This window comes from Algibacter luteus, from assembly GCF_030344935.1.
Lineage (GTDB): Bacteria > Bacteroidota > Bacteroidia > Flavobacteriales > Flavobacteriaceae > Arenitalea > Arenitalea lutea.
The window spans coordinates 1,608,741-1,629,396 of the sequence record NZ_CP128313.1; the positions used below are offsets into that span (position 1 = coordinate 1,608,741).

Genomic DNA, 20,656 nt, shown 5'->3' on the forward strand with positions numbered 1-20,656 from the left:
ATGAGAAGATTACCACACTCAATTTTAGTTAGTTGCTTAATTATATTTTCATGTTCTAATCAGTTACTCGCACAAAGAGCAACTGAAAAGTTTAATAGGGCAGAGCGTATTATTAGTAGAATGATTCGGAAGCACAAAATTCCTGGATTGGCAATAACGGTTTCTAAAAATCAAGAAGTCGTTTGGTCTGAAGGATTTGGGTATGCTGATTTAAAAAATAAGATTCCCGTTATTCCAAATAACACAGTATTTAGAATTGCTAGTGTTTCTAAGCCTATTGCGGCCATGGCATTGTTAAAAGCTGTCGAAGAAGGATTAGTTATGTTAGATAGTTCTATTTACAACTATGTGCCTTATTTCCCTAAAAAACGATATGATATTTCAATTAGGCAATTAGCTGGACATTTGTCTGGAATTAGAAATTATAAGGGTAATGAGTTTAAAAATAATAAACCTTTAAGTATTCGAGATGGAATAAAATTATTTGAATCGGATTCCCTCTTATTCAAACCAGGTACCAATTTTGCTTATTCGAGCTATAATTGGAATTTAATTTCGTTGGCTATCCAAGAACAGGCCAATATTCCTTTTGAAGATTTTGTAATAACACATGTACTGAATCCTTTTCAGTTGAATAAAACTGTTGCCGATAAGAATAAAGTCATAGATGGGAAAGCCATTTTTTATAAAAAGAAAGGGAAAAGACGCTTCAAGCCAGTGAGTGAAGTTAGTAATTATTTTAAGTTAGCGTCTGGGGGTTATTTATCAACTTCAGAGGATATTACCAATTTTGGCAATGTTTTATTAAAAGATTCTCTAATTCAACATGATCAATTAAAGCCATTCATTACAGCACAAAAGTTAAATACTGATGAATCTCGTTCTACCTATTATGGCTTGGGTTTTGAAGTTAGTAATGACTCAAGTGGCAGGTTCTATTTTGGACACGTTGGAAGCGGTTTAGGCGGGTATGGTATTTTTTATATATACCCTGAGCAAGGTGTCGTAATAACGATATTAATAAACTGTTCAAATCCTGAGATTGATAAAACTTTCAATAAATTGATTGATTCAGTATTTGAATCACTTGAATCTAATCAATAAAATAGATAAATTCATCAACTTCTGATGCTCTGAAATATCCATAAGGGTAGTGCTCTGGATTGGTTTGATTTATACAATTTCCTCTTACGGTTGCAGGTTGAGTTTGAAATGGATCACCAGATTGTTCATCAGTTTGTTGTAATAGAATATTGAAAAATTCGTAATAGCGTTCTGAAACTCCAGCGTTTCGAATAATTAGCTCATCTCCAGCCTCAAGAGTTTCATCAGAATGAAATGCAAAAATGCGATTACCATCATTAAATTCGTCGTCATAAACTTCCAGATTTAGGGAGTTACTTGATGTTTTAATAAATTCAAATAAATAATAATTATCTATACCTCCAGGATCTGTATAAAAGACCTTTATTTCAATTTCATCTCCTGCAAAACCACCATCATTCTTTTGTTCTACAAATTCAATAGGAACGACAGGCATTAAGGTTTCACTAGCAGTATATATTTCGTTGTTGTAATTTATTAAAAGATTGTATACCATGCCAATTTCAGGTACAAACGAATCATTTACATATATACCAGAAGCTCCTTCTTCAATAAAATTATAAGTATTGCTATTTGAATCTGTAATGAGAACGGATGCGCCCGAAGCAGCAGGAATCGATTCATCAAAATATGGTGCTGAAAGCGACAGTTTTATAAATTGTGTTTCGCCTGTTGTTCCCTTAATCCAATTTATAGAAGCATCAATAACCAATCTTGGTTCAGACGTATCAAGGTCAACATCAATAACATCCTCACATGAAATAAAAAATAAACTAAAAAGTACAATTACATATTTTTTCATAATCTTAGAGCTTAAAATTATATGAAATGGACGGAACAATACCAAAAATTGCCAATCGTGTTGCTTCATTTCTGCCGGTATCCGTATTTCTATCAAACGAAATTGAATTCGCATTTCTTCGATTATAAATATTATAAATACTAAACACCCAATTTCCTTGTAACCCACTGTTTTTATTAGGTTTTGGCGTGTAGTTTAAAGATAAATCTAATCGATGGTAGGATGGTAGTCTATCAGAATTTCTTCCACTATAGCTTGGAATAATCACACCATTGTATTGATATTGACCATTAGGAAATGTAGCAGGTTGCCCAGTTTGAAATAGAAAATTGGTGCTTATTTTCCATTTGTTATTCCAATTATAACTTCCAGTAAAAGAAATGTCGTGGGTTTTATCGTGAGGTGTATTGTACCAATTTCCATTATTAATTCCAGTTTCAATAACTGTTCTCCCTGGGGTTTGTTGTTCAGATTTTGACAAGGTATACGCTAACCAACCTTTAAATTGACCTTCGTTTTTTCTAAAAAGCATCTCCAAGCCATATGCTCTCGAGCGACCATTTAAAATAACTTGTTCTATGGCATTATTGGCAATTAAATCTGCACCATCAATATAATCTATTCTGTTTTTTACTTTTTTGTAGAATGATTCTAGCTCTAAAGAAAATCTGTTATTATTAAAATTTTGAAAATAGCCAATTGCGTATTGATCTAGTAATTGTGGCTTGACATACTTCCCACTTGGTGTCCAGATATCCAGAGGAGTAGGTGAGTTGGTATTTGAAAGTAAGTGTAAATATTGACTCATTCTATTATAACTAGCTTTAATAGAACTATTTGAAGAAAATTGGTATGCTACGGATGCTCTAGGTTCTATATTATGAAAACTCTCAATGACATCACTTCGTTTATAAGTTTCGGTATCTATAGGATCTGCTTTCTCATAAATTTGGAAATCTTCATTAAAAACGACTGCTTGATTATCTTGATATACATTTAACTCATCTTGTCCCAGCCTATAAAAGCTACTTAAACGAAATCCATAGGATAATGCTAAATTATTTGAAATTTTGTGCTCAGCATCAACATATAAAGCATTTTCAAAGGCGTATTTATCTATGAGTTTAAATGGATTTATTCCAGAAGATGCTTTAGTAGGTTTAATTTCACCTGGATTAAATTTGTAATAAATACTATTAATACCGTATTGCAGTTTTATTTTATCAGTGATATAATGTTTGAAGTCGTATTTTAAGTTAAAATTTCGAATGCCAGAAACCCAATCAAATTCAACAAAACCTAATTCTAAATTATAATAGTAATCTGAATAAATCAATGATAGATTTGAAAATAGTTTATCTGAAAACAAATGATTCCATCTAAAATTAAAAACAGAATTACCGTATATATTTTCAAAAGAATCCTCAATTCTAAACACATCCCTACCAAAGTAACCAGAAAGATAAATGTTGTTTTTAGCGTTTAGTTTATAACTTATTTTAGTGTTTAAATCGTAGAAATATGCAATATTATTAATATCAAATAAAGGCAGAAACAAATGTGCATAGCTCGATCGACCGCCTAATAAAAAGGAACCTTGATTTTTCTTGAGTGGTCCTTCAATTAACAATCTGCTAGAAACAATCCCAACACCGCCATTGGCATGAAACTCTTTACTGTTGCCTTCCTTTTGATAAATATCTAATACTGATGCTACTCGACCTCCATAACGGGCAGGAATACCTCCTTTGTATAATCTTAAATCTTTTATCGCATCAGGATTAAAAACGGAGAAGAAGCCAAATAAATGTGAAGAATTATAAATGGTGGCCTCATCTAAAAGTATTAAATTCTGGTCAGCAGATCCACCTCGAACATTAAATCCTGACGAGCCTTCACCAGCATTTGTAACCCCAGGTAATAACGTAATGGCTTTAATAATATCAGACTCGCCTAATACAACAGGGATTTCTTTAATTGTACCCGAAGTGAGTTTGTTAACACTCATTTGAGGCGTTCTTATATTAAGTTTTTCAACATTTTCGGTAATAATGACTTCATCTAAACTTTCCAAGGCATCGGTTAAACTAAAGTTCTTTATAATATCATCTGTAAGATTTATTGTTTCTGTGATTGTAGTAAAACCAAGATAACTTATTACCATATTATAAGTGCCTTCTGGCAATGTAATGGAATAGAAACCATATTCATTGGTTGTTGTTCCTGCAGAAATTTCTGGAAAAATAATATTGACACCTATTAAGGTTTCATTACTTTTTTCTTCAGAGACAGATCCGCTAATCGTAAATTTTTGTTGTGAGTGAAGTAAATTAAAAGTAAAACAATACACACAAAGAAACCAAAAAAGGCTATACTTCATTTAACAATTTTTTTATAAAAATATAAAAAAAGCCCCTAAAAAGGGGCTTTTTGAAATTATAAAATTTTTTAATTCTTAATTTAGAATTGCATTAAAGGTGTTACTTGGTCGCATTACTTGATTAATTAATGTTTCGTTTGGTTCATAATAACCGCCAATATCTGTTGGGTTTCCTTGCACACTATTTAATTCGTTTACGATTTTTTCTTCATTTTCAGCTAATGCTTTAGCTATTGGAGTAAATTCCGCCTTTAAAGCTTCATCTTCATTTTGATTAGCTAATTCTTGCGCCCAATATAACGCTAGATAGAAGTGACTTCCTCTGTTATCTAATTCCCCACATTTTCTTGAAGGTCCTTTTCTGTTCTCTAATAATTTTTCGGTAGCGTCATCTAAAGTTTCGCCTAATATTTTGGCTTTAGCATTGTTATTCACTTCGCTAAAATGCTCTAAAGAAACTGCTATGGCTAAAAATTCACCTAGTGAATCCCATCTTAGGTGATTTTCTTCAAGTAATTGTTGCACATGTTTAGGAGCAGAACCACCTGCACCAGTTTCAAATAAACCACCGCCATTCATTAAAGGAACAATAGATAGCATTTTTGCACTTGTACCAACTTCTAAAATTGGGAATAAATCGGTTAAATAATCACGTAATACGTTTCCTGAAACAGAAATAGTATCTAATCCTTTAACTAGTCGCTCGCAAGTAAATTTTGTAGCTTCAATTGGCGATAATATTCTCAAATCTAATCCAGTGGTGTCATGATCTTTAAGATAAGCATTTACTTTTTTGATTAATTCAGCATCATGAGCTCTATTTTTGTCTAACCAAAAAACAGCTGGCGTTTCAGAAGCTCTGGCACGCGTCACAGCTAGTTTTACCCAGTCTTGAATAGGTGCATCTTTTGTTTGGCACATTCTCCAGATATCACCTTCTTCAACATGGTGCTCAATTAACGTGTTGCCATTTGAATCTATTACTTTTACCGATCCATTTGAAGGAATTTCGAAAGTTTTATCGTGAGAACCGTATTCTTCTGCTTTTTGAGCCATGAGTCCAACATTTGGAACAGTTCCCATAGTTGTTGGGTCGAAGGCACCGTTTTCTTTACAGAAATCAATAGTGGCTGCATATATACCAGCATAACTACTGTCTGGAATAACTGCTTTAGTATCTTGAAGTTGACCTTTTTCATTCCACATTTGTCCAGAAGTACGAATCATGGCAGGCATCGATGCATCAATAATCACATCACTAGGCACATGCAAGTTAGTAATTCCTTTATCTGAATTTACCATGGCGACGCTAGGACCTTTTTTGTAAGTTGCTTCAATATCTGCTTCTATTTCTTTACGTTTGGCATCTGGTAATTCTTGGATTCGTTCTAATAAATTTCCTAATCCAGAATTAACATTAACACCTATTTTTTCAATTGTTTCTCCGTGTTTAGCAAATACATCCTTGAAAAATATTTTTACAGCATGACCAAAAATAATAGGGTCGCTCACTTTCATCATGGTACCTTTCATATGAAGAGAGAATAAAATTCCTTGCGCTCTTGCATCGTCAACTTGCTGATCTAAAAATGCCAATAAGGCTTTCTTACTCATTACAGTACCATCAATAATTTCTCCTTTTAGAATCGAAAAAGCATCTTTTAAAGTAGTAGCATTACCGTTAGTATCTGTATGTATAATTTTTACACTCGTAGCTTCTGAAAGAGTTACTGACTTTTCATTATGTGCAAAATCACCTGAGCTCATTGTTGCTACATGTGTTTTAGAATCTTTAGACCATTCACCCATTGAGTGTGGATTTTTCTTGGCATAATTCTTTACAGCTTTTGGAGCTCGTCTATCTGAATTTCCTTCACGTAGCACAGGGTTAACAGCACTACCTTTTATTTTGTCATAACGATTTTTAACATCTTTTTCAGCATCAGTATTTGCTTCATTCGGATAATCAGGGATGTTAAAACCTTTAGTTTGCAATTCTTTTATAGCATCCTTTAACTGTGGTATAGAAGCGCTAATATTTGGTAATTTAATAATATTAGCTTCTGGTTTTTTTGCTAATTCGCCTAGAACAGTTAAATCGTCTGATACCTTCTGGTCGTCCGATAGAAATTCTGGAAAAACAGCTAGAATCCGCGCAGCCAACGAAATGTCTTTTGTTTCGATATTAATTCCTGAAGATTTAACAAAAGCTTGTACAATTGGTAAAAGTGATCGAGTTGCTAAAGCAGGAGCTTCATCGGTTTTTGTGTAAATGATTTTAGACATTCCTATAGTTGTTTTTTTAGAGTTATTTTGTGGCTAAAGAAGTGATAAAGAAACACCCTTAGTTTTTAGCGTTGCGAATATACAAAAAAATGCAATTTAAAATAGGTTAATCGATTAACTAATATATAATGCCAAATAGATTTTAGATATTCACAATTTAGCTTGCATGTGATAAGAAATTATTAAAAAAGAAGAAGGAAAGTTAATAAAAAACAAAAGCCATATCATTGCAGAATTTAATCTACTTTTGACATGGCTTTCTTGAAATAACTTAGCGTGACCTAATGAGCATTTCTACTCATGATTGTTTAAAATTTTCATCTAAACCGTTTCAGTTCAAGTTAATGTTATTTCAACGAAACATTTTTGCAATTTTCAAAATGTATTGACCTATTACAAATATGTTTCTGTAATTGTTTTCTTGATGCTATTATCTCTTCCTTCGCTTTCACGTTAAATTTGCCTCTAGCATTGCTCTCATTACAACATCTGCTTTCACTTTTGTTGCTTTTTAAGCTTTCGGTTATACTAGTTATCTCCTACTTACATATGCGATACTTTTTATAACGTCATGGTTTCTTGTTTCAACGCATACACGCTATCCCTCAAAACCTCAAAAACAATTTTATAAAGAACGTTACCTTATTTAGAAAGTTATGCAAATTCGGTGTTGAATCGAAACCAGCCTAAGCTGTCATTTTTCCTTCTGTAAATATAGCACCAAACCACAAAATAACCAAGCTTTTTAACTAATTAGATATCAACCAGTTATAAACCGTTGTTATTAACAATTGTTCATAAAAAAAGCCTTGAGATTTCTCAAGGCCTTTAAACACTGCATTCGCAGTTGTATTATTATTAACGTCTACGCTCAGTAATTCTGGCTTTTTTACCAGTAAGACCTCTAAAGTAGAAGATACGAGCTCTACGTACTTTACCACGCTTGTTAATTTCTATTTTTTGTAATGCAGGTAAATTAACCGGGAAGATACGCTCTACACCTATAGATCCTGACATTTTTCTAATTGTAAAAGTTTCTGACGCTCCAGAACCTCTTCTTTGTAATACTACACCTCTAAAAAACTGAGTACGCGTTTTGCTACCCTCTTTAATTTCGTAGTAAACTGTAATTGTATCACCAGCAGCAAATTCTGGTAAATCTTTTCTTGTTACAAATTCGTCTTGTACAAATTTTACTAAAGATTCCATATCTTTAAATTTATTATAATTAATTCAGAACAACATTCACGATTCTCGCCAGAGGTTAACCCGAAATTGGCTGCAAAAATAACTATTAATTCATAATCTGCAACCTTTTTATTTGTTTTTTTGGTGTTTCTTTTTGCTTTAAAAATTCAGGAAGGCTTTATATCTAGTAATAGCAAAAAGTCAGGCTTTCACTACTCGCTTCCTCCTGCGTCGGCGAGCTCAAACATACCGTTCAATCCTTAACACATATCTCAAGCCTCTTTTCAGATGTGAATTAAATTTTTAATGTAGCTTTTTTTTCTTGAAGTTGTTTAGAACTAAAAGCAAAAAGCCAATACCAAATAGAAAAAAAGAAAAAACACTGAAAAAATTAAGATATACTTGAGCCTTGAGTAAGGCTTCGGCTCCATCTTTTGCAGCAATAGCATTGTATATAAATCCGCCAATAAATCCTAAACTGGTTAGTAAACTACCAATAAATAACAGTAAGGTAGCCATCGATCTTTTTTTTGTAATTAAAACTATAGTAGCAACAAGTACTATTAAATGTATTACACCATTCATTAAACTAGCTAAAGCGTATTGAAGCTGTATATTGTCTATGTTATCCATATCACCTATTAATTATCTAACAAATCAGGGCGTCGTTCTTTTGTTCTTAAATATGCTTGCTCTTCTCGCCATTTTTCAATTTCTGGTAGGTTACCACTAAACAATAATTCTGGTACTTTCCAACCTTTGTATTCTCTAGGCTTTGTATAAATTGGTGGCGCTAATAATCCATCTTGAAATGAATCGGTTAGGGCAGAGGTCTCATTGCCTAAAACTCCAGGTATTAACCTTATTACAGCATCGCAAAGCACAGCAGCTCCTAACTCACCACCAGATAATACATAATCACCTATCGATATTTCTCGAGTTATAAAATGGTCGCGCACACGTTGGTCTACACCCTTATAATGACCGCACAAAATAATAATATTTTCTTTTAAAGATAGCTGGTTGGCAATACCTTGTTTTAAGGTTTCACCATCGGGTGTCATGTAAATAACTTCATCATAATGACGTTCTGCTTGTAATGCAGAAATACATTTGTCAATTGGTTCAACCATCATGACCATTCCTGCTCCTCCACCAAATTGCGTATCGTCAATCGATTTATAATTGTCGGTTGTGTAATCTCTTAAATTATGAAAATGAACTTCAACCAAACCGGCTTCAATAGCGCGTTTTAAAATAGAAGCTTCAAATGGGCTTTTAAGTAATTCTGGTAAAACAGTAATGATATCTATTCGCATGGTATTTTTTTCTGCCGCAAAGATAATTTAATTGTTTTGGATGTGGTAAGAGAAATTATTTTTGAATAAATAGATAAATTATTCCGGTTATTCGCTTCATTCTAGAATTTCGTAGTCAATGTTTAGCTTTCGCAATGCTCTTAAAGCAGAACCTGAGTTTTTATCTTCCACTTGAATATCAACAGCATCACCTTCTAAAAGTATATCAGTTAGCTCTTTCGATAATGATTCGCTACTATTTAATGAAATCTCTGTAATACAATTGGCAATCGCTCTTCTATCTGGCCTTTGAGCATCACACGACAATAAGTTTAATTTCATAATAATTTCATTTATTATTGGAAGATACTCAATTATATTTGGGTATAAGTATACTCAATTGCTATTGAGGCTAAGCGTTTTTATCAATCACCATATAATTCGTTCAAAGCTTTATAACTAATATTGAAAACTAGTATTTTGAAATTTTGCTTTATCAACTAGTCTTTATTTTTCAAAGCCGTCAACTCCGCAATTTTACAAATCACTTCAGTAGCTTTTATCATACTTTCAACAGGTACATATTCATAGCGTCCATGAAAATTATGTCCACCGGCAAATATATTTGGGCATGGTAACCCTTTATAACTTAACTGCGAACCATCTGTTCCACCGCGAATAGCCTTTATTAGAGGTTCAATATCAAGCTGTTTCATTGCTTCCTCGGCAATATCAACTATATGCATAACGGGTTCGATCTTTTCGCGCATGTTATAATATTGGTCTTTGATTTCAGTTGTTATTACTTCACGTCCGTATTGTGAATTTAATTCTCGAGTAAGTTTTATCATCACTTCTTTGCGTGCTTCAAAATGTAATTTATCATGATCTCTAATAATATATTGAAGCGTTGTTTCTTCCACATCACCACTTATATGATGTAAATGAAAAAAACCTTGATATTCTTCAGTATGTTCTGGCGTTTCTAATCTTGGTAAAGAGTTTATAAACTCGGTAGCTATATACATAGAGTTTATCATTTTATCTTTTGCATAACCAGGATGCACAATTTTACCTTTTACTTTCACAACGGCTCCAGCAGCATTAAAATTTTCATATTCTAATTCGCCAATTTGGCTTCCATCCATAGTATACGCCCAATCTGCTCCAAATTTCTCAACATCAAATTTGTGTGCGCCTCTACCAATTTCTTCATCGGGAGTAAAACCTACTCTTATTTTACCGTGCTTAATATCTGGATGTTGTATTAAATACTCCATGGCTGAAACTATTTCACAAATCCCTGCCTTATCATCGGCTCCTAAAAGTGTGGTGCCGTCAGTCGTAATTAATGTTTGACCTTTATAGAGTAATAAATCTTCAAAATAATCAGGGGATAGTACAATGTTTTTGGCTTCATTTAAAACAATATCCTCGCCATTATAATTTTCAATAATTTGAGGTTTTACGTTGGCTCCGGTAAAATCAGGAGATGTATCAAAATGAGAAATAAACCCAATGGTAGGCACTTCATAATCAATATTACTAGGCAAAGTAGCCATGATATAAGCATTCTCATCAATATTTACATCTTGCATGCCAATAGATTTAAGCTCTTCTGCTAGTTTTTTGGCCAAATCCCATTGTTTTTTGGTGCTTGGAGTTGTTTCAGAATTTGGATCTGACTCTGTATCAATAGTCACGTAACTAACAAATCGATTTATAATGTGTTCTTTTGATATCATGAAGTAAATATTAGTTTTTATACAAGAAACTGAAGACTTTAATCAGGCTCTAATTTACAATTATTAAGTTTGAATAAGTAAGTGTCGAACGATTTTTTATTTACAGGATTTCAACTTATTTTTGCATTAAATAAGACTGATGTATAAGTTACTACTTCGCCCAATATTTTTTTCATTCGATCCTGAAAAAATTCATCATTTCACGTTTTCGTTAATAAAATTTACTTCTAAAATTCCTGGTTTCAAGAGTATTTATAGAAGTTTATATGTTGTTGACGACTCGAGATTAGAGCGAAAATTATTTGGACTCACTTTTAAAAACCCAGTTGGTTTAGCCGCGGGTTTTGATAAAAATGCAGTTTTGTATAACGAATTGGCAAATTTCGGATTTGGTTTTATAGAAATTGGAACTGTAACCCCTAAAGGTCAAGCTGGTAACCCTAAAAAAAGATTGTTCAGATTAAAAGACGATAAAGGCATTATTAATCGTATGGGTTTTAATAATGAAGGGTTGGATTCTGCTATCGAGCAATTAATGAAGAATAAAGGTAAATTAATAATTGGTGGTAATATTGGAAAAAACACCAACACAAAACCCGCTGATTATACGGCGGACTATTTAACTTGTTTTAATGCATTGCACCCATATGTTGATTATTTTGTGTTAAATGTGAGTTGTCCAAATGTAGGGAGTCACGCCAAATTAAATGATAAGGATTATTTAGAAGAATTGATTGGCGCAGTCCAAAAAGCGAACAATACTTTTGAAAAGCAAAAGCCTATTCTTTTAAAAATTGCACCAGATTTAAATACTACCCAATTAGATGAAATTATCGAGCTTGTAAAAACCACTAATTTAGAAGGTGTGATTGCAAGTAATACGTCTACAGATAGAAGTGGATTGAAGGCAAGTGAAGCACAACTCGAAGCTATTGGAAATGGAGGATTAAGTGGTCAACCTATAAAGGATAAAAGTACTAAGGTTATAAAATACCTTTCAGAAAAAAGTAATAAAGCATTCCCTATAATTGGTGTTGGAGGTATTCATTCTTCAGAAGATGCCATAGAAAAATTAGATGCTGGAGCAGACTTAATTCAAATTTATACAGGGTTTGTTTATGAAGGTCCGAGCTTAATTAAAGCTATTAATAAAGCAATTCTTAAGTAATAAGCTTATTTAATAATTTTCTTAACCACTCTATTTTTACCATTAGTTAAAGTAAGCAAATAGGTTCCTGAAGATAATTTACTCAGGTCAATAGGGCTTTCTGTAATGGTACCAGATAAAAATGGTTGTCCAACTAAATTAGTAACTATATAGGTAGAAACAGTGTCTAAATCATTGTTTTTAATATAGAGTAATCCTTCTCGAATAGGATTCGGATACACATTGTAGATATTATCGGAAATGGCAGTATGAATCGTTTTAACTAAAATATTATCAATGGCAATATCGCCTTTCCAACCAGAGCCTCTAACAGCTCTAAATCGAACTTTTATAGTTTGATTTGCATAAGCCGATAAGTCAATGGTTTTTGTTTTAAAATCTTCTTCTGGAGTATTCTGTTGACTTCCTATAAAAGGTGGGATAACATCTAAATTATAGCCAGTATCAGTTTTGATATCTACATGAAGTTCGCCAACATCTTTTCCATACATATGATATGAAAATTCCAATTCGCTATTTTGATACTTCACATCTATACATGGTGAAATCAATTCAGTAATATCTCCTGCGCTTGCACCAGATGCTTCAGCATAGATATAGGTGTTCAATTCACTTTCAGACTTTTTATAATAATTTATAGGTCCTGTTTCATTTGATTGAGTATCACCGTAATTCGTGTACCAATTATAACCATGTCCAGTAACATCACGACTAGTCCAACCATGTTGGTCAAGTAAATTGAACTCCTCAAAATCTTCGTCTAAAAGATCTGTAAAAGTTCCTACTTTAATAAAGTTTACAAACTTTTTACTTATGGTTCTCGACTTATTTGATACGGTAAGAATAACATCATAAATACCAGCCTCATAATTGTGAGAAGGATTCTGTGTGTTGTAATCTATAACACCATCACCATCAATATCCCATTGCCAATCGGTAACATTATCATTTAAACTTTCAAAATTCACTGTTAAATAGTCGTCGCATGTTTCACTTTCATTAACTGTAATATTCGCATTGAACGAAGGACATGTTAAATAACTCTTTGTAGTCATATAAAACGCATACATTCTAGCCAATTGTTGTTCAGAAAAATATTGTCTACATTCTTTTCTTGAATAAGACATCATGTTTCTTGTATCTGGATGGTAAGCATCACCATTAGCATCAATAGCTGAACCTGTGTAGTTACATGAATCATCAACAGATGAATAGCTTAAAGTAGGATCTGCAGGTGTATCGCAAATACCATCACCATCTGTATCACAATTGCTACCATCAACTAACTCGGTTGTTCCATTGTTATCTGCTCCATGCGTATGTAATAAAGAGAAAAAATGACCTATTTCATGAGGTAATGAAGAAGCATTAGTTGCACAATTATTTCTCATGACCACAAAATCGTTTCTTCCAACGTTGTCACTATAACCGCAAATGGCTTCACTAGATTCATTCTCAATGTAGTCTGTAAAATAAAGATTTAATAACCCAGGTACATAGTTACTCTCGATAATATCTTTTTCGTTTCCTTTTTTAAAGTGACATAAATTATCGTCATCAATATATTGAACACCGTCACACAAGAAAAATTCTAGGTAGGCATCTTTATAGATTTCATTTAGATTTGAAATGGCATGATTCAGATCGTTCATATCTAATCCTCCTGATCCATCCGAATTTCTAACAATATATGCCTTAACAGGTATTGCATTTAAAACTTGGTAAGGCACAGTGCCTTTTGCTGATTTAGACGCAAGAAAATCATCCTCATATTTTTTTAATTGAGGCTTAATATTTTTGTAAAAATCTAAGGTTTTTGTGGATGCTGTATTACCGCAATTAACCGCTTCACTATTTTGAGAAAATAGGCTTATAGATGTCGATAAAAATACCGAAAGTACTAAAAGAGTTAATCTGTAGGTTAAAATATTCATTTGGGGTAAAAACATTTACTAGTAAATGTATCGGGAAATGTATAGTAACCGTAATAAAAACGTTAAAATGTTAAAATTATCGATAATTTAACATTTCAACTCAATTATTTGATGAAAAGTTAGGGAATACGGTGCATTAGGAACCACTTGCATTAATCGATAACAAGCTTTTTAGTAAGGCTTGCTCCAGAGTCATCTAAAACAGATAAAAGATAAATACCGCTATTCAATTCGGATAAATTAAGTTTAATTTTTGACGTATTTTGCTTTATTGAAATTTGCTTGACAAGAGTACCCAAAACGTTATAAATCTCTACAGATTTTACGTTAATGTTTTGAATATTTGAAATACTGATTTGTCCTTTAGTAGGGTTAGGAAATATCTTTAAATTTTCTACAGTATTAGCTGTATTAGTGCTCAAAGTTGAAGAATTATATGTAAAGGTCATAGTTCCCATCCTTTTCCCATTTATTGGAGTTCCTGTAATCATAGATATTGGCACTCTAGGATTACTAGCTGAATCACTCGATTCGTAATCAGTACCATCATCAGTGCCTGAATCATAAGCAAACATATCAATAGTATATGTCGATTTCCAACCATTATTTACAGCGTTGTTTCCAGATCTTAAATTTTCACTATTTACAGCTATAAACCAGTCAGGACTGGGAGCAACCATAGAAACTAATGTTACGTATGGAAATGACTCACTAATAGTTACATTTACTTCGGCTATACTTTCTTCTGCTTGACGCGGTGAAAAACCATCTTGTAAATACTGATCAGCATCTGAATTGGCTGCTATTTCATTTTGAAAATTTGTGGTGTTACCAGTTTCGGCTATATTTTTTATTCCGTTCGTTAGTGGTGCGGGAACATTAAACTCCAATATATCATTAGGGTTTTTATGTGTTGCTCCTGCTAAGGGCGACCAATGTGGATCGTTTGGTATAGAAGTATGGTCAGTGGCATTCCATATAGTGCTTACTGTTATGGTGTAGTTTGCAGTACTTTGACTAAAAGCAAAAGAGCATAATAAAAAAGAAAATAATAAAGTAATGTTTTTCATAACAAAGGCGATAAATGGATTAGTTTCGGATTAGATGGGTCGGGAATTAAGATTAGAACTTACATTCTTAAAAATAATAGTATTTTTAACCTCTGAATATCGTTTGAGTAACCATGTCAAAACCCATAAAAATTATTGAATGTCCGCGCGATGCTATGCAAGGGATAAAGCAATTTATTCCAACTTCGCAGAAGGTACAATACATTCAGTCTTTATTACGTGTAGATTTTGATACAATTGACTTTGGGAGTTTTGTATCACCCAAAGCTATTCCTCAAATGGTTGATACGGCAGAGGTTTTATCTCAATTAGATTTAAGTAAAACGAAGAGCAAACTTTTAGCGATTATTGCCAATACTCGTGGAGCAGAAGATGCCAGTAAGCACAAGGCCATTAACTATTTAGGTTATCCATTCTCTATTTCAGAAAACTTTCAGATGCGTAATACGCATAAAACCATTGCACAATCCGTAATTACACTTTCTGAAATTTTAGAAATAGCAAGTAAAACCAATAAAGAAGTAGTTGTTTACATATCTATGGGTTTTGGAAACCCATATGGTGACCCATGGAATGTGGATATTGTAGGCGAGTGGACCGAAAAACTGGCCACTATGGGCGTGAAGATTTTATCTTTAAGCGATACCGTAGGAACTTCAAACCCAGAAAGTATTGACTATTTGTTTTCTAACTTAATTCCAAAGTATCCGAATATAGAATTTGGAGCACATTTGCATACCACTCCAAGTACATGGTTTGAAAAAATTGACGCTGCTTACAAGGCGGGATGCCATCGTTTTGATGGTGCAATCCAAGGTTTTGGAGGTTGCCCAATGGCAAAAGACGAACTTACAGGTAATATGCCAACCGAAAAACTATTGTCATACTTCACTTCTCAAAAAAACAACCCTTTAAACGCTCTTAGTTTTGAAAGTGCGTATAACGAAGCCTCGAAAATTTTCAATCATTTTCATTAATTCCACATTTTCTCCCGAAAATTTAAATGTTAAAATTTGTTTATAATTTATTGAATTATAGGCGGTTAATTTTGCTCGTAATTCTTTATTTAAATTTAATCTAAATAAACTTTGCGTAAGTAATAATGAGTTTTATATTTGCAGCTTCAAATTAAGTATTATTTATAATAAGTCTAAATAAACAAATTCAATCGACAAAAAAATGAAGAAAATAACCCTACTTTTTTCAATCTTAGTGGCATCAATGGTTGGTGCACAAACCTTACAAGATTCTATCACTTTCAATCCACAACAACAATTAAACGCAGCGCAACGTATTTTATCTGGAAATTATGGTAAAGCGGTAACTGTAGGTGCTTATGGAGAGCTAACCTATAACCAACCAGAAGCTGCAAATGGCGAGCTGGATGTGCAGCGTTTGGTATTACTTTTTGGTTATAAATTTAACGACAAAACACAGTTTGTAACAGAATTAGAAATGGAGCATACTGTTGAGGTTTTCGTAGAACAAGCTTTTGTGAATTATAATGTAGGGCAGAACGTTAGTCTGCGCGGTGGTTTAATGTTAGTTCCTTTTGGCATTATTAATGAGTTTCACGAACCAACAACATTTAACGGTGTAGAACGTCCTTCTGTTGATAACGTTATTATTCCAACCACTTGGAGAGAGTTGGGAGTAGGTGTAACAGGAAGATTCAACGAGTTATCTTTAGGTTATCAAGCCTATATTTTCAACGGATTTAAATCAACATCTTTTGATGGTTCAGGTGGTGTAAACGGTGCTTTACAAGGCTCTAACGGATTACGAGGTGGTCGTCAAAAAGCTATCCAATCTACTGTAGATAGTCCAACACTATCTGTTAAATTCGATTACTATGGTATTCCAGGTTTACGATTAGGGCTTTCAGGATATTTTGGTGATACGCAAGCCGAAGACGATGTAGAAAATATCGATGGCGCTAATATTGGTATTTCAATGATAGGTTTAGATGCCCGTTATGCTTACCAACGTTTTACAGCTCGTGGTCAGTTTGTACACGGTTCTTTATCAGGAACAGAAGCTTATAACAATTTAACAGGAAATCAATTAGGTAGCGAATTACAAGGTTGGTACCTCGAAGCAGGATACAATTTATTACCACAAGAAAAGGCACAACGTTTATTCGCATTTGCACGTTACGAACAGTACGATACACACGCCAATACAGCAGGCGCCTTACAACGTAATGATGCGTACAACCGCAACGATTTAACAACCGGTTTAAGCTATCACATTGCTCCAGGTGTTGTTTTAAAAGGCGATTACCAATTTAGAGATAATGCGGTATCTGGCGGCGATGTAGCCAATAGATTAAATTTCGGAATAGGAGTTTGGTTCTAAAATAATTTGGGCGCCTACTTGCCGGCAGGCAGGTTACCGCAAGGGTCGGGCTTTACATTATTAGTTTTGGCTAGAAGCGCGCCTCGCCAAAAGCTAACCATTACAATCACTAACGCACAAGTACCAAATAGCTTATTCGTATAACAAAAAAATACGAATAAGCTGTTTGGATTTTTAAGATTTAAACAATAAAAAGCAATACTTTTGTATTATGAAAATGAAATTTATTTCAATATTAATTTTAGCATTAGTTTTAATGTCTTTTGGGCTGCCCAAAAACATCCAAAAAAAGGTTGATAAAGAAATTGTTAAAACCTTCGGTATTGAAACCTTCAATTTCACGGAAGTAAAAATTGCTAAGTCAATTTCAAAAGATTTACCTTCAAAATTCGAAGAAAATAACCTCTTTAAAATTGAGGCTGATAACAAACTTTTAGGTTATGCTTATTTATCACAAGCGCCAAGTAAGACGGCTCTTTTTGATTATTTAGTGCTGCTTGATAAAGATTTAATAGTTTTAAAATCAAAAGTACTTATGTATCGGGAAGAGTATGGAGGCGAGATAGGAAGTACACGCTGGTTAAAACAGTTTATTGGTAAAAAAGGTGGCGATCAACTTAAACATGGCGATAATATTATGGCCATTTCTGGGGCAACCATTTCTGTGCGTTCCATGACGAATGCTATGAACGATTTATTAAAATCTATTCAATTACTTCAAAGCCAAAACATTCTGTAAATGCAGCTAAACGGATTAATATTTACACTTCCTAAAGAGATTAAATTGTTAATCGGTGCTTTTGTAATCCTATTAAGTATTGGTTTTTATACGGGTTTATTATTTGTAGGCGAAACCTCTTCAGCAAACCCAAACGGCATAGAAGAACATTATTTAGGTAATGAAGACGATGAAAACGCAGAGGTTATGCGTTTCAAAAAAAGCGATCAAGAAATGCTAACCTTGGTACATAACCATATTTTATCCATGTCCATTATTTTCTTTTTAGTTGGCGGACTTGTTTCAATAACCAAACTCAACAGAAAGCTAAAATTGTTTCTTATTATAGAACCATTTGTTTCAGTACTTTTAACTTTTGGCGGACTATATTTGTTATGGATAGGTGTCCACTGGATGAAGTATGTTGTGATGTTTTCGGGCTTTTTAATGACTATTACATTTACAACTTCAACAGTCATTATATTAAAGCAGTTGTTTAAAAAACAATAAAAACCCTTATTAATTTCTTAACAAAAAATAGGTGTAAAAATCTATTTTTAAATTGTATATTTGCACGCAATTATAACTGTAATTGCATCATGACTGCACACGAAAACAAAATTGTTGGAGAAGGATTAACCTACGACGACGTTCTATTAGTTCCAGCCTTTTCAGAAGTACTTCCACGCGAAGTCAATATTCAAACAAAATTCACACGAAACATCACGATCAATGTACCCATTATATCTGCTGCCATGGATACGGTTACAGAAAGTAAAATGGCTATTGCCATGGCACAAGAAGGAGGTATTGGAGTGCTTCATAAAAACATGTCTATTGAAGCTCAAGCACAAAAGGTAAAAAAGGTAAAACGTGCAGAAAGTGGTATGATTATCGATCCTGTAACGTTACCACTTACAGCGAAAGTAAAACACGCCAAAAAATATATGTCTGAATATAGTATTGGTGGTATTCCTATCGTTGATGAAGAAGGAACTTTAAAAGGTATTGTTACCAATCGCGATTTGCGTTTCGAACATGATAACAAACGTCCAATTGTTGAGGTCATGACAAGCGAAAACCTGGTTACAGCTGCAGTTGGTACTTCTTTACAAGATGCCGAAAAAATTCTTCAACAACATAAAATAGAAAAATTACTTATTGTTGACGATCATTTTAAGCTATCTGGATTAATTACTTTTAGAGATATTACCAAGTTAAGTCAAAAGCCAAACGCCAATAAAGACAAATTTGGACGTTTACGAGTTGCTGCAGCCATTGGCGTTACAGGCGATGCAGTTGAGAGAGCAGAAGCATTGGTTAAAGCTGGTGTTGATGCCGTTGTTATCGATACAGCGCACGGTCATACCAAAGGAGTGGTAAGCGTCCTTAAGGAAATTAAAGCTAAATTCCCAAAACTTGATGTCATTGTTGGTAATATAGCCACAGGGGCGGCTGCTAAATATCTAGTTGAAGCAGGAGCTGATGCTGTAAAAGTTGGTATAGGTCCAGGTTCTATTTGTACAACACGTGTTGTTGCAGGAGTTGGGTTTCCTCAGTTTTCTGCGGTGTTGGAAGTTGCTGCGGCCATAAAAGGCTCAGGTGTTCCAGTGATTGCAGATGGTGGTATTCGTTACACAGGTGATATTCCTAAAGCCATTGCCGCAGGAGCAGATACAGTTATGTTAGGTTCCCTTTTAGCAGGAACAAAAGAATCTCCAGGAGAAACTATTATTTACGAAGGCAGAAAGTTTAAATCTTATCGAGGAATGGGTTCTGTTGAAGCCATGAAACAAGGTAGTAAAGACCGTTATTTCCAAGATGTTGAAGATGATATTAAAAAATTAGTACCAGAAGGTATTGTTGGGCGTGTTCCATATAAAGGCGATTTATTTGAAAGCATCCACCAGTTTATTGGAGGGTTACGCGCAGGCATGGGCTACTGTGGTGCCAAAGATATAGAGACACTTAAAGAAACAGGACAGTTTGTTAAAATTACGGCAAGTGGTATCAACGAGAGCCACCCACATGATGTAACTATTACGAAGGAATCTCCTAATTATTCAAGATAATTTCATTACATATATAAAAAAAGCGCAACTTTTAAGTTGTGCTTTTTGTTTTTAAAGGAATTCGTTTAACGTGTTTGTATATGGAAAGTTGCGTGTTTGCGTGCGAGGAATTTCCGAAGGAAATTCAGACGTAGCAAACGTGCAACGACCTTTGTTTTAGCACAACACCAGCAATTTTTTATATACGGTGTTGGCAACAGTTATTTTTTGTCAGTTTAAATTCGTTCAGCGATAAATTCCTCAAAATTTTTCAATTCCGTTAGAGTGAGCAATTCCGACACTTTCTAAATTCCGAATTCAGATTGGTTTTTAATTCCGATTCCGTAACAATAATAAATTCAGATGATATTTAAAAAGTCAAAACATTTCCCCATTTTAATAGGTAAATAACAAAAACTGTAATTCCACTACTAAAAAACAATGCTCCAGTCCAATAAAAAGTTCTCGTTCCCCATTGTTTAAACATCTTTTTACCGTATTCTTTTTCAGCATAACCATTGGTCAGTTTCCAATAAAGAAAGGTGATTATCAAA

Annotated in this window: 18 protein-coding genes; 7 read left to right on the top strand and 11 right to left on the bottom strand. The window is 33.6% G+C overall.

Going from position 1 to position 20,656, the window contains the following annotated elements:
• Entirely contained in the window at nucleotides 1-1,104 is a 1,104-nt protein-coding gene (locus tag O5O44_RS06850) for a serine hydrolase domain-containing protein (protein ID WP_289196276.1), read from the top strand.
• On the opposite strand, the gene O5O44_RS06855 is transcribed toward O5O44_RS06850, so the two are convergent.
• The 8 genes from O5O44_RS06855 to pepT form a co-directional block, all read right to left on the bottom strand.
• The gene (locus tag O5O44_RS06855; RefSeq protein ID WP_289196277.1) at nucleotides 1,094-1,906 is read right to left on the bottom strand and encodes a DUF4249 domain-containing protein; all 813 of its coding nucleotides are present in this window, start codon (nucleotides 1,904-1,906) and stop codon (nucleotides 1,094-1,096) included. The genes O5O44_RS06850 and O5O44_RS06855 overlap by 11 nt on opposite strands.
• Nucleotides 1,907-1,910: 4 nt before the next feature.
• Nucleotides 1,911-4,286, bottom strand: a complete 2,376-nt coding sequence (locus O5O44_RS06860) for a TonB-dependent receptor (RefSeq protein ID WP_289196278.1) — start codon at nucleotides 4,284-4,286, stop codon at nucleotides 1,911-1,913.
• A 75-nt stretch (nucleotides 4,287-4,361) separates the two neighbouring features.
• Nucleotides 4,362-6,572: an NADP-dependent isocitrate dehydrogenase gene (locus O5O44_RS06865; protein WP_289196279.1), complete on the bottom strand. Its 2,211-nt coding sequence runs from the start codon at nucleotides 6,570-6,572 to the stop codon at nucleotides 4,362-4,364.
• Between the two features lie 858 nt (nucleotides 6,573-7,430).
• The gene (gene rplS, locus O5O44_RS06870) at nucleotides 7,431-7,781 is read right to left on the bottom strand and encodes a 50S ribosomal protein L19 (protein ID WP_019388371.1); all 351 of its coding nucleotides are present in this window, start codon (nucleotides 7,779-7,781) and stop codon (nucleotides 7,431-7,433) included.
• Nucleotides 7,782-8,063: 282 nt separating this feature from the next.
• Nucleotides 8,064-8,393: a hypothetical protein gene (locus O5O44_RS06875; RefSeq protein WP_289196280.1), complete on the bottom strand. Its 330-nt coding sequence runs from the start codon at nucleotides 8,391-8,393 to the stop codon at nucleotides 8,064-8,066.
• 8 nt (nucleotides 8,394-8,401) lie between these two features.
• Nucleotides 8,402-9,079, bottom strand: a complete 678-nt coding sequence (gene trmD / locus O5O44_RS06880) for a tRNA (guanosine(37)-N1)-methyltransferase TrmD (protein ID WP_289196281.1) — start codon at nucleotides 9,077-9,079, stop codon at nucleotides 8,402-8,404.
• Nucleotides 9,080-9,175: 96 nt separating this feature from the next.
• The gene (locus tag O5O44_RS06885) at nucleotides 9,176-9,400 is read right to left on the bottom strand and encodes a hypothetical protein (protein WP_289196282.1); all 225 of its coding nucleotides are present in this window, start codon (nucleotides 9,398-9,400) and stop codon (nucleotides 9,176-9,178) included.
• Between the two features lie 158 nt (nucleotides 9,401-9,558).
• Nucleotides 9,559-10,803 (bottom strand): peptidase T, encoded by a 1,245-nt coding sequence (gene pepT, locus O5O44_RS06890; protein ID WP_289196283.1) that lies wholly within the window; start codon nucleotides 10,801-10,803, stop codon nucleotides 9,559-9,561.
• Nucleotides 10,804-10,942: 139 nt separating this feature from the next.
• On the opposite strand from pepT, the gene O5O44_RS06895 reads away from it, so the two are divergent.
• Nucleotides 10,943-11,971 carry a quinone-dependent dihydroorotate dehydrogenase gene (locus tag O5O44_RS06895; protein WP_289196284.1) on the top strand — a complete coding sequence of 343 codons (1,029 nt, stop codon included), beginning with the start codon at nucleotides 10,943-10,945 and terminating at the stop codon, nucleotides 11,969-11,971.
• 5 nt (nucleotides 11,972-11,976) lie between these two features.
• Here O5O44_RS06895 and O5O44_RS06900 read toward each other — a convergent pair whose 3' ends face one another.
• Both O5O44_RS06900 and O5O44_RS06905 read right to left on the bottom strand, forming a co-directional pair.
• Nucleotides 11,977-13,905 carry a T9SS-dependent choice-of-anchor J family protein gene (locus O5O44_RS06900; RefSeq protein WP_289196285.1) on the bottom strand — a complete coding sequence of 643 codons (1,929 nt, stop codon included), beginning with the start codon at nucleotides 13,903-13,905 and terminating at the stop codon, nucleotides 11,977-11,979.
• 152 nt (nucleotides 13,906-14,057) lie between these two features.
• A complete protein-coding gene (locus O5O44_RS06905; RefSeq protein ID WP_289196286.1) occupies nucleotides 14,058-14,975 on the bottom strand; it encodes a T9SS type A sorting domain-containing protein in 918 nt (305 codons plus the stop codon).
• A gap of 113 nt (nucleotides 14,976-15,088) precedes the next feature.
• Between O5O44_RS06905 and O5O44_RS06910 the strand changes: the two genes are divergently transcribed.
• From O5O44_RS06910 to guaB, 5 genes are all read left to right on the top strand, one after another.
• Nucleotides 15,089-15,952 (top strand): hydroxymethylglutaryl-CoA lyase, encoded by an 864-nt coding sequence (locus tag O5O44_RS06910; protein ID WP_289196287.1) that lies wholly within the window; start codon nucleotides 15,089-15,091, stop codon nucleotides 15,950-15,952.
• A gap of 202 nt (nucleotides 15,953-16,154) precedes the next feature.
• Nucleotides 16,155-17,333 (top strand): porin, encoded by a 1,179-nt coding sequence (locus O5O44_RS06915; protein WP_289196288.1) that lies wholly within the window; start codon nucleotides 16,155-16,157, stop codon nucleotides 17,331-17,333.
• A gap of 211 nt (nucleotides 17,334-17,544) precedes the next feature.
• Complete coding sequence (locus O5O44_RS06920) at nucleotides 17,545-18,072, top strand: FMN-binding protein (protein WP_289196289.1); 528 nt, start codon at nucleotides 17,545-17,547, stop codon at nucleotides 18,070-18,072.
• The gene (locus O5O44_RS06925) at nucleotides 18,073-18,561 is read left to right on the top strand and encodes an Aq_1264-related membrane protein (protein ID WP_289196290.1); all 489 of its coding nucleotides are present in this window, start codon (nucleotides 18,073-18,075) and stop codon (nucleotides 18,559-18,561) included. It abuts the gene before it with no gap.
• An 89-nt stretch (nucleotides 18,562-18,650) separates the two neighbouring features.
• Nucleotides 18,651-20,123, top strand: a complete 1,473-nt coding sequence (gene guaB / locus O5O44_RS06930) for an IMP dehydrogenase (protein ID WP_289196291.1) — start codon at nucleotides 18,651-18,653, stop codon at nucleotides 20,121-20,123.
• A 349-nt stretch (nucleotides 20,124-20,472) separates the two neighbouring features.
• On the opposite strand, the gene O5O44_RS06935 is transcribed toward guaB, so the two are convergent.
• A complete protein-coding gene (locus O5O44_RS06935; protein ID WP_289196292.1) occupies nucleotides 20,473-20,655 on the bottom strand; it encodes a hypothetical protein in 183 nt (60 codons plus the stop codon).
• Nucleotide 20,656 lies beyond the last annotated feature (1 nt).

Bases quoted from the DNA above. Each gene is read 5' to 3' on its own strand.
- O5O44_RS06850 (WP_289196276.1), top strand. From the start codon at position 1: ATGAGAAGATTACCACACTCAATTTTAGTTAGTTGCTTAATTATATTT.
- O5O44_RS06855 (WP_289196277.1), bottom strand. From the start codon at position 1,906: ATGAAAAAATATGTAATTGTACTTTTTAGTTTATTTTTTATTTCATGT.
- O5O44_RS06860 (WP_289196278.1), bottom strand. From the start codon at position 4,286: ATGAAGTATAGCCTTTTTTGGTTTCTTTGTGTGTATTGTTTTACTTTT.
- O5O44_RS06865 (WP_289196279.1), bottom strand. From the start codon at position 6,572: ATGTCTAAAATCATTTACACAAAAACCGATGAAGCTCCTGCTTTAGCA.
- rplS (WP_019388371.1), bottom strand. From the start codon at position 7,781: ATGGAATCTTTAGTAAAATTTGTACAAGACGAATTTGTAACAAGAAAA.
- O5O44_RS06875 (WP_289196280.1), bottom strand. From the start codon at position 8,393: ATGGATAACATAGACAATATACAGCTTCAATACGCTTTAGCTAGTTTA.
- trmD (WP_289196281.1), bottom strand. From the start codon at position 9,079: ATGCGAATAGATATCATTACTGTTTTACCAGAATTACTTAAAAGCCCA.
- O5O44_RS06885 (WP_289196282.1), bottom strand. From the start codon at position 9,400: ATGAAATTAAACTTATTGTCGTGTGATGCTCAAAGGCCAGATAGAAGA.
- pepT (WP_289196283.1), bottom strand. From the start codon at position 10,803: ATGATATCAAAAGAACACATTATAAATCGATTTGTTAGTTACGTGACT.
- O5O44_RS06895 (WP_289196284.1), top strand. From the start codon at position 10,943: ATGTATAAGTTACTACTTCGCCCAATATTTTTTTCATTCGATCCTGAA.
- O5O44_RS06900 (WP_289196285.1), bottom strand. From the start codon at position 13,905: ATGAATATTTTAACCTACAGATTAACTCTTTTAGTACTTTCGGTATTT.
- O5O44_RS06905 (WP_289196286.1), bottom strand. From the start codon at position 14,975: ATGAAAAACATTACTTTATTATTTTCTTTTTTATTATGCTCTTTTGCT.
- O5O44_RS06910 (WP_289196287.1), top strand. From the start codon at position 15,089: ATGTCAAAACCCATAAAAATTATTGAATGTCCGCGCGATGCTATGCAA.
- O5O44_RS06915 (WP_289196288.1), top strand. From the start codon at position 16,155: ATGAAGAAAATAACCCTACTTTTTTCAATCTTAGTGGCATCAATGGTT.
- O5O44_RS06920 (WP_289196289.1), top strand. From the start codon at position 17,545: ATGAAAATGAAATTTATTTCAATATTAATTTTAGCATTAGTTTTAATG.
- O5O44_RS06925 (WP_289196290.1), top strand. From the start codon at position 18,073: ATGCAGCTAAACGGATTAATATTTACACTTCCTAAAGAGATTAAATTG.
- guaB (WP_289196291.1), top strand. From the start codon at position 18,651: ATGACTGCACACGAAAACAAAATTGTTGGAGAAGGATTAACCTACGAC.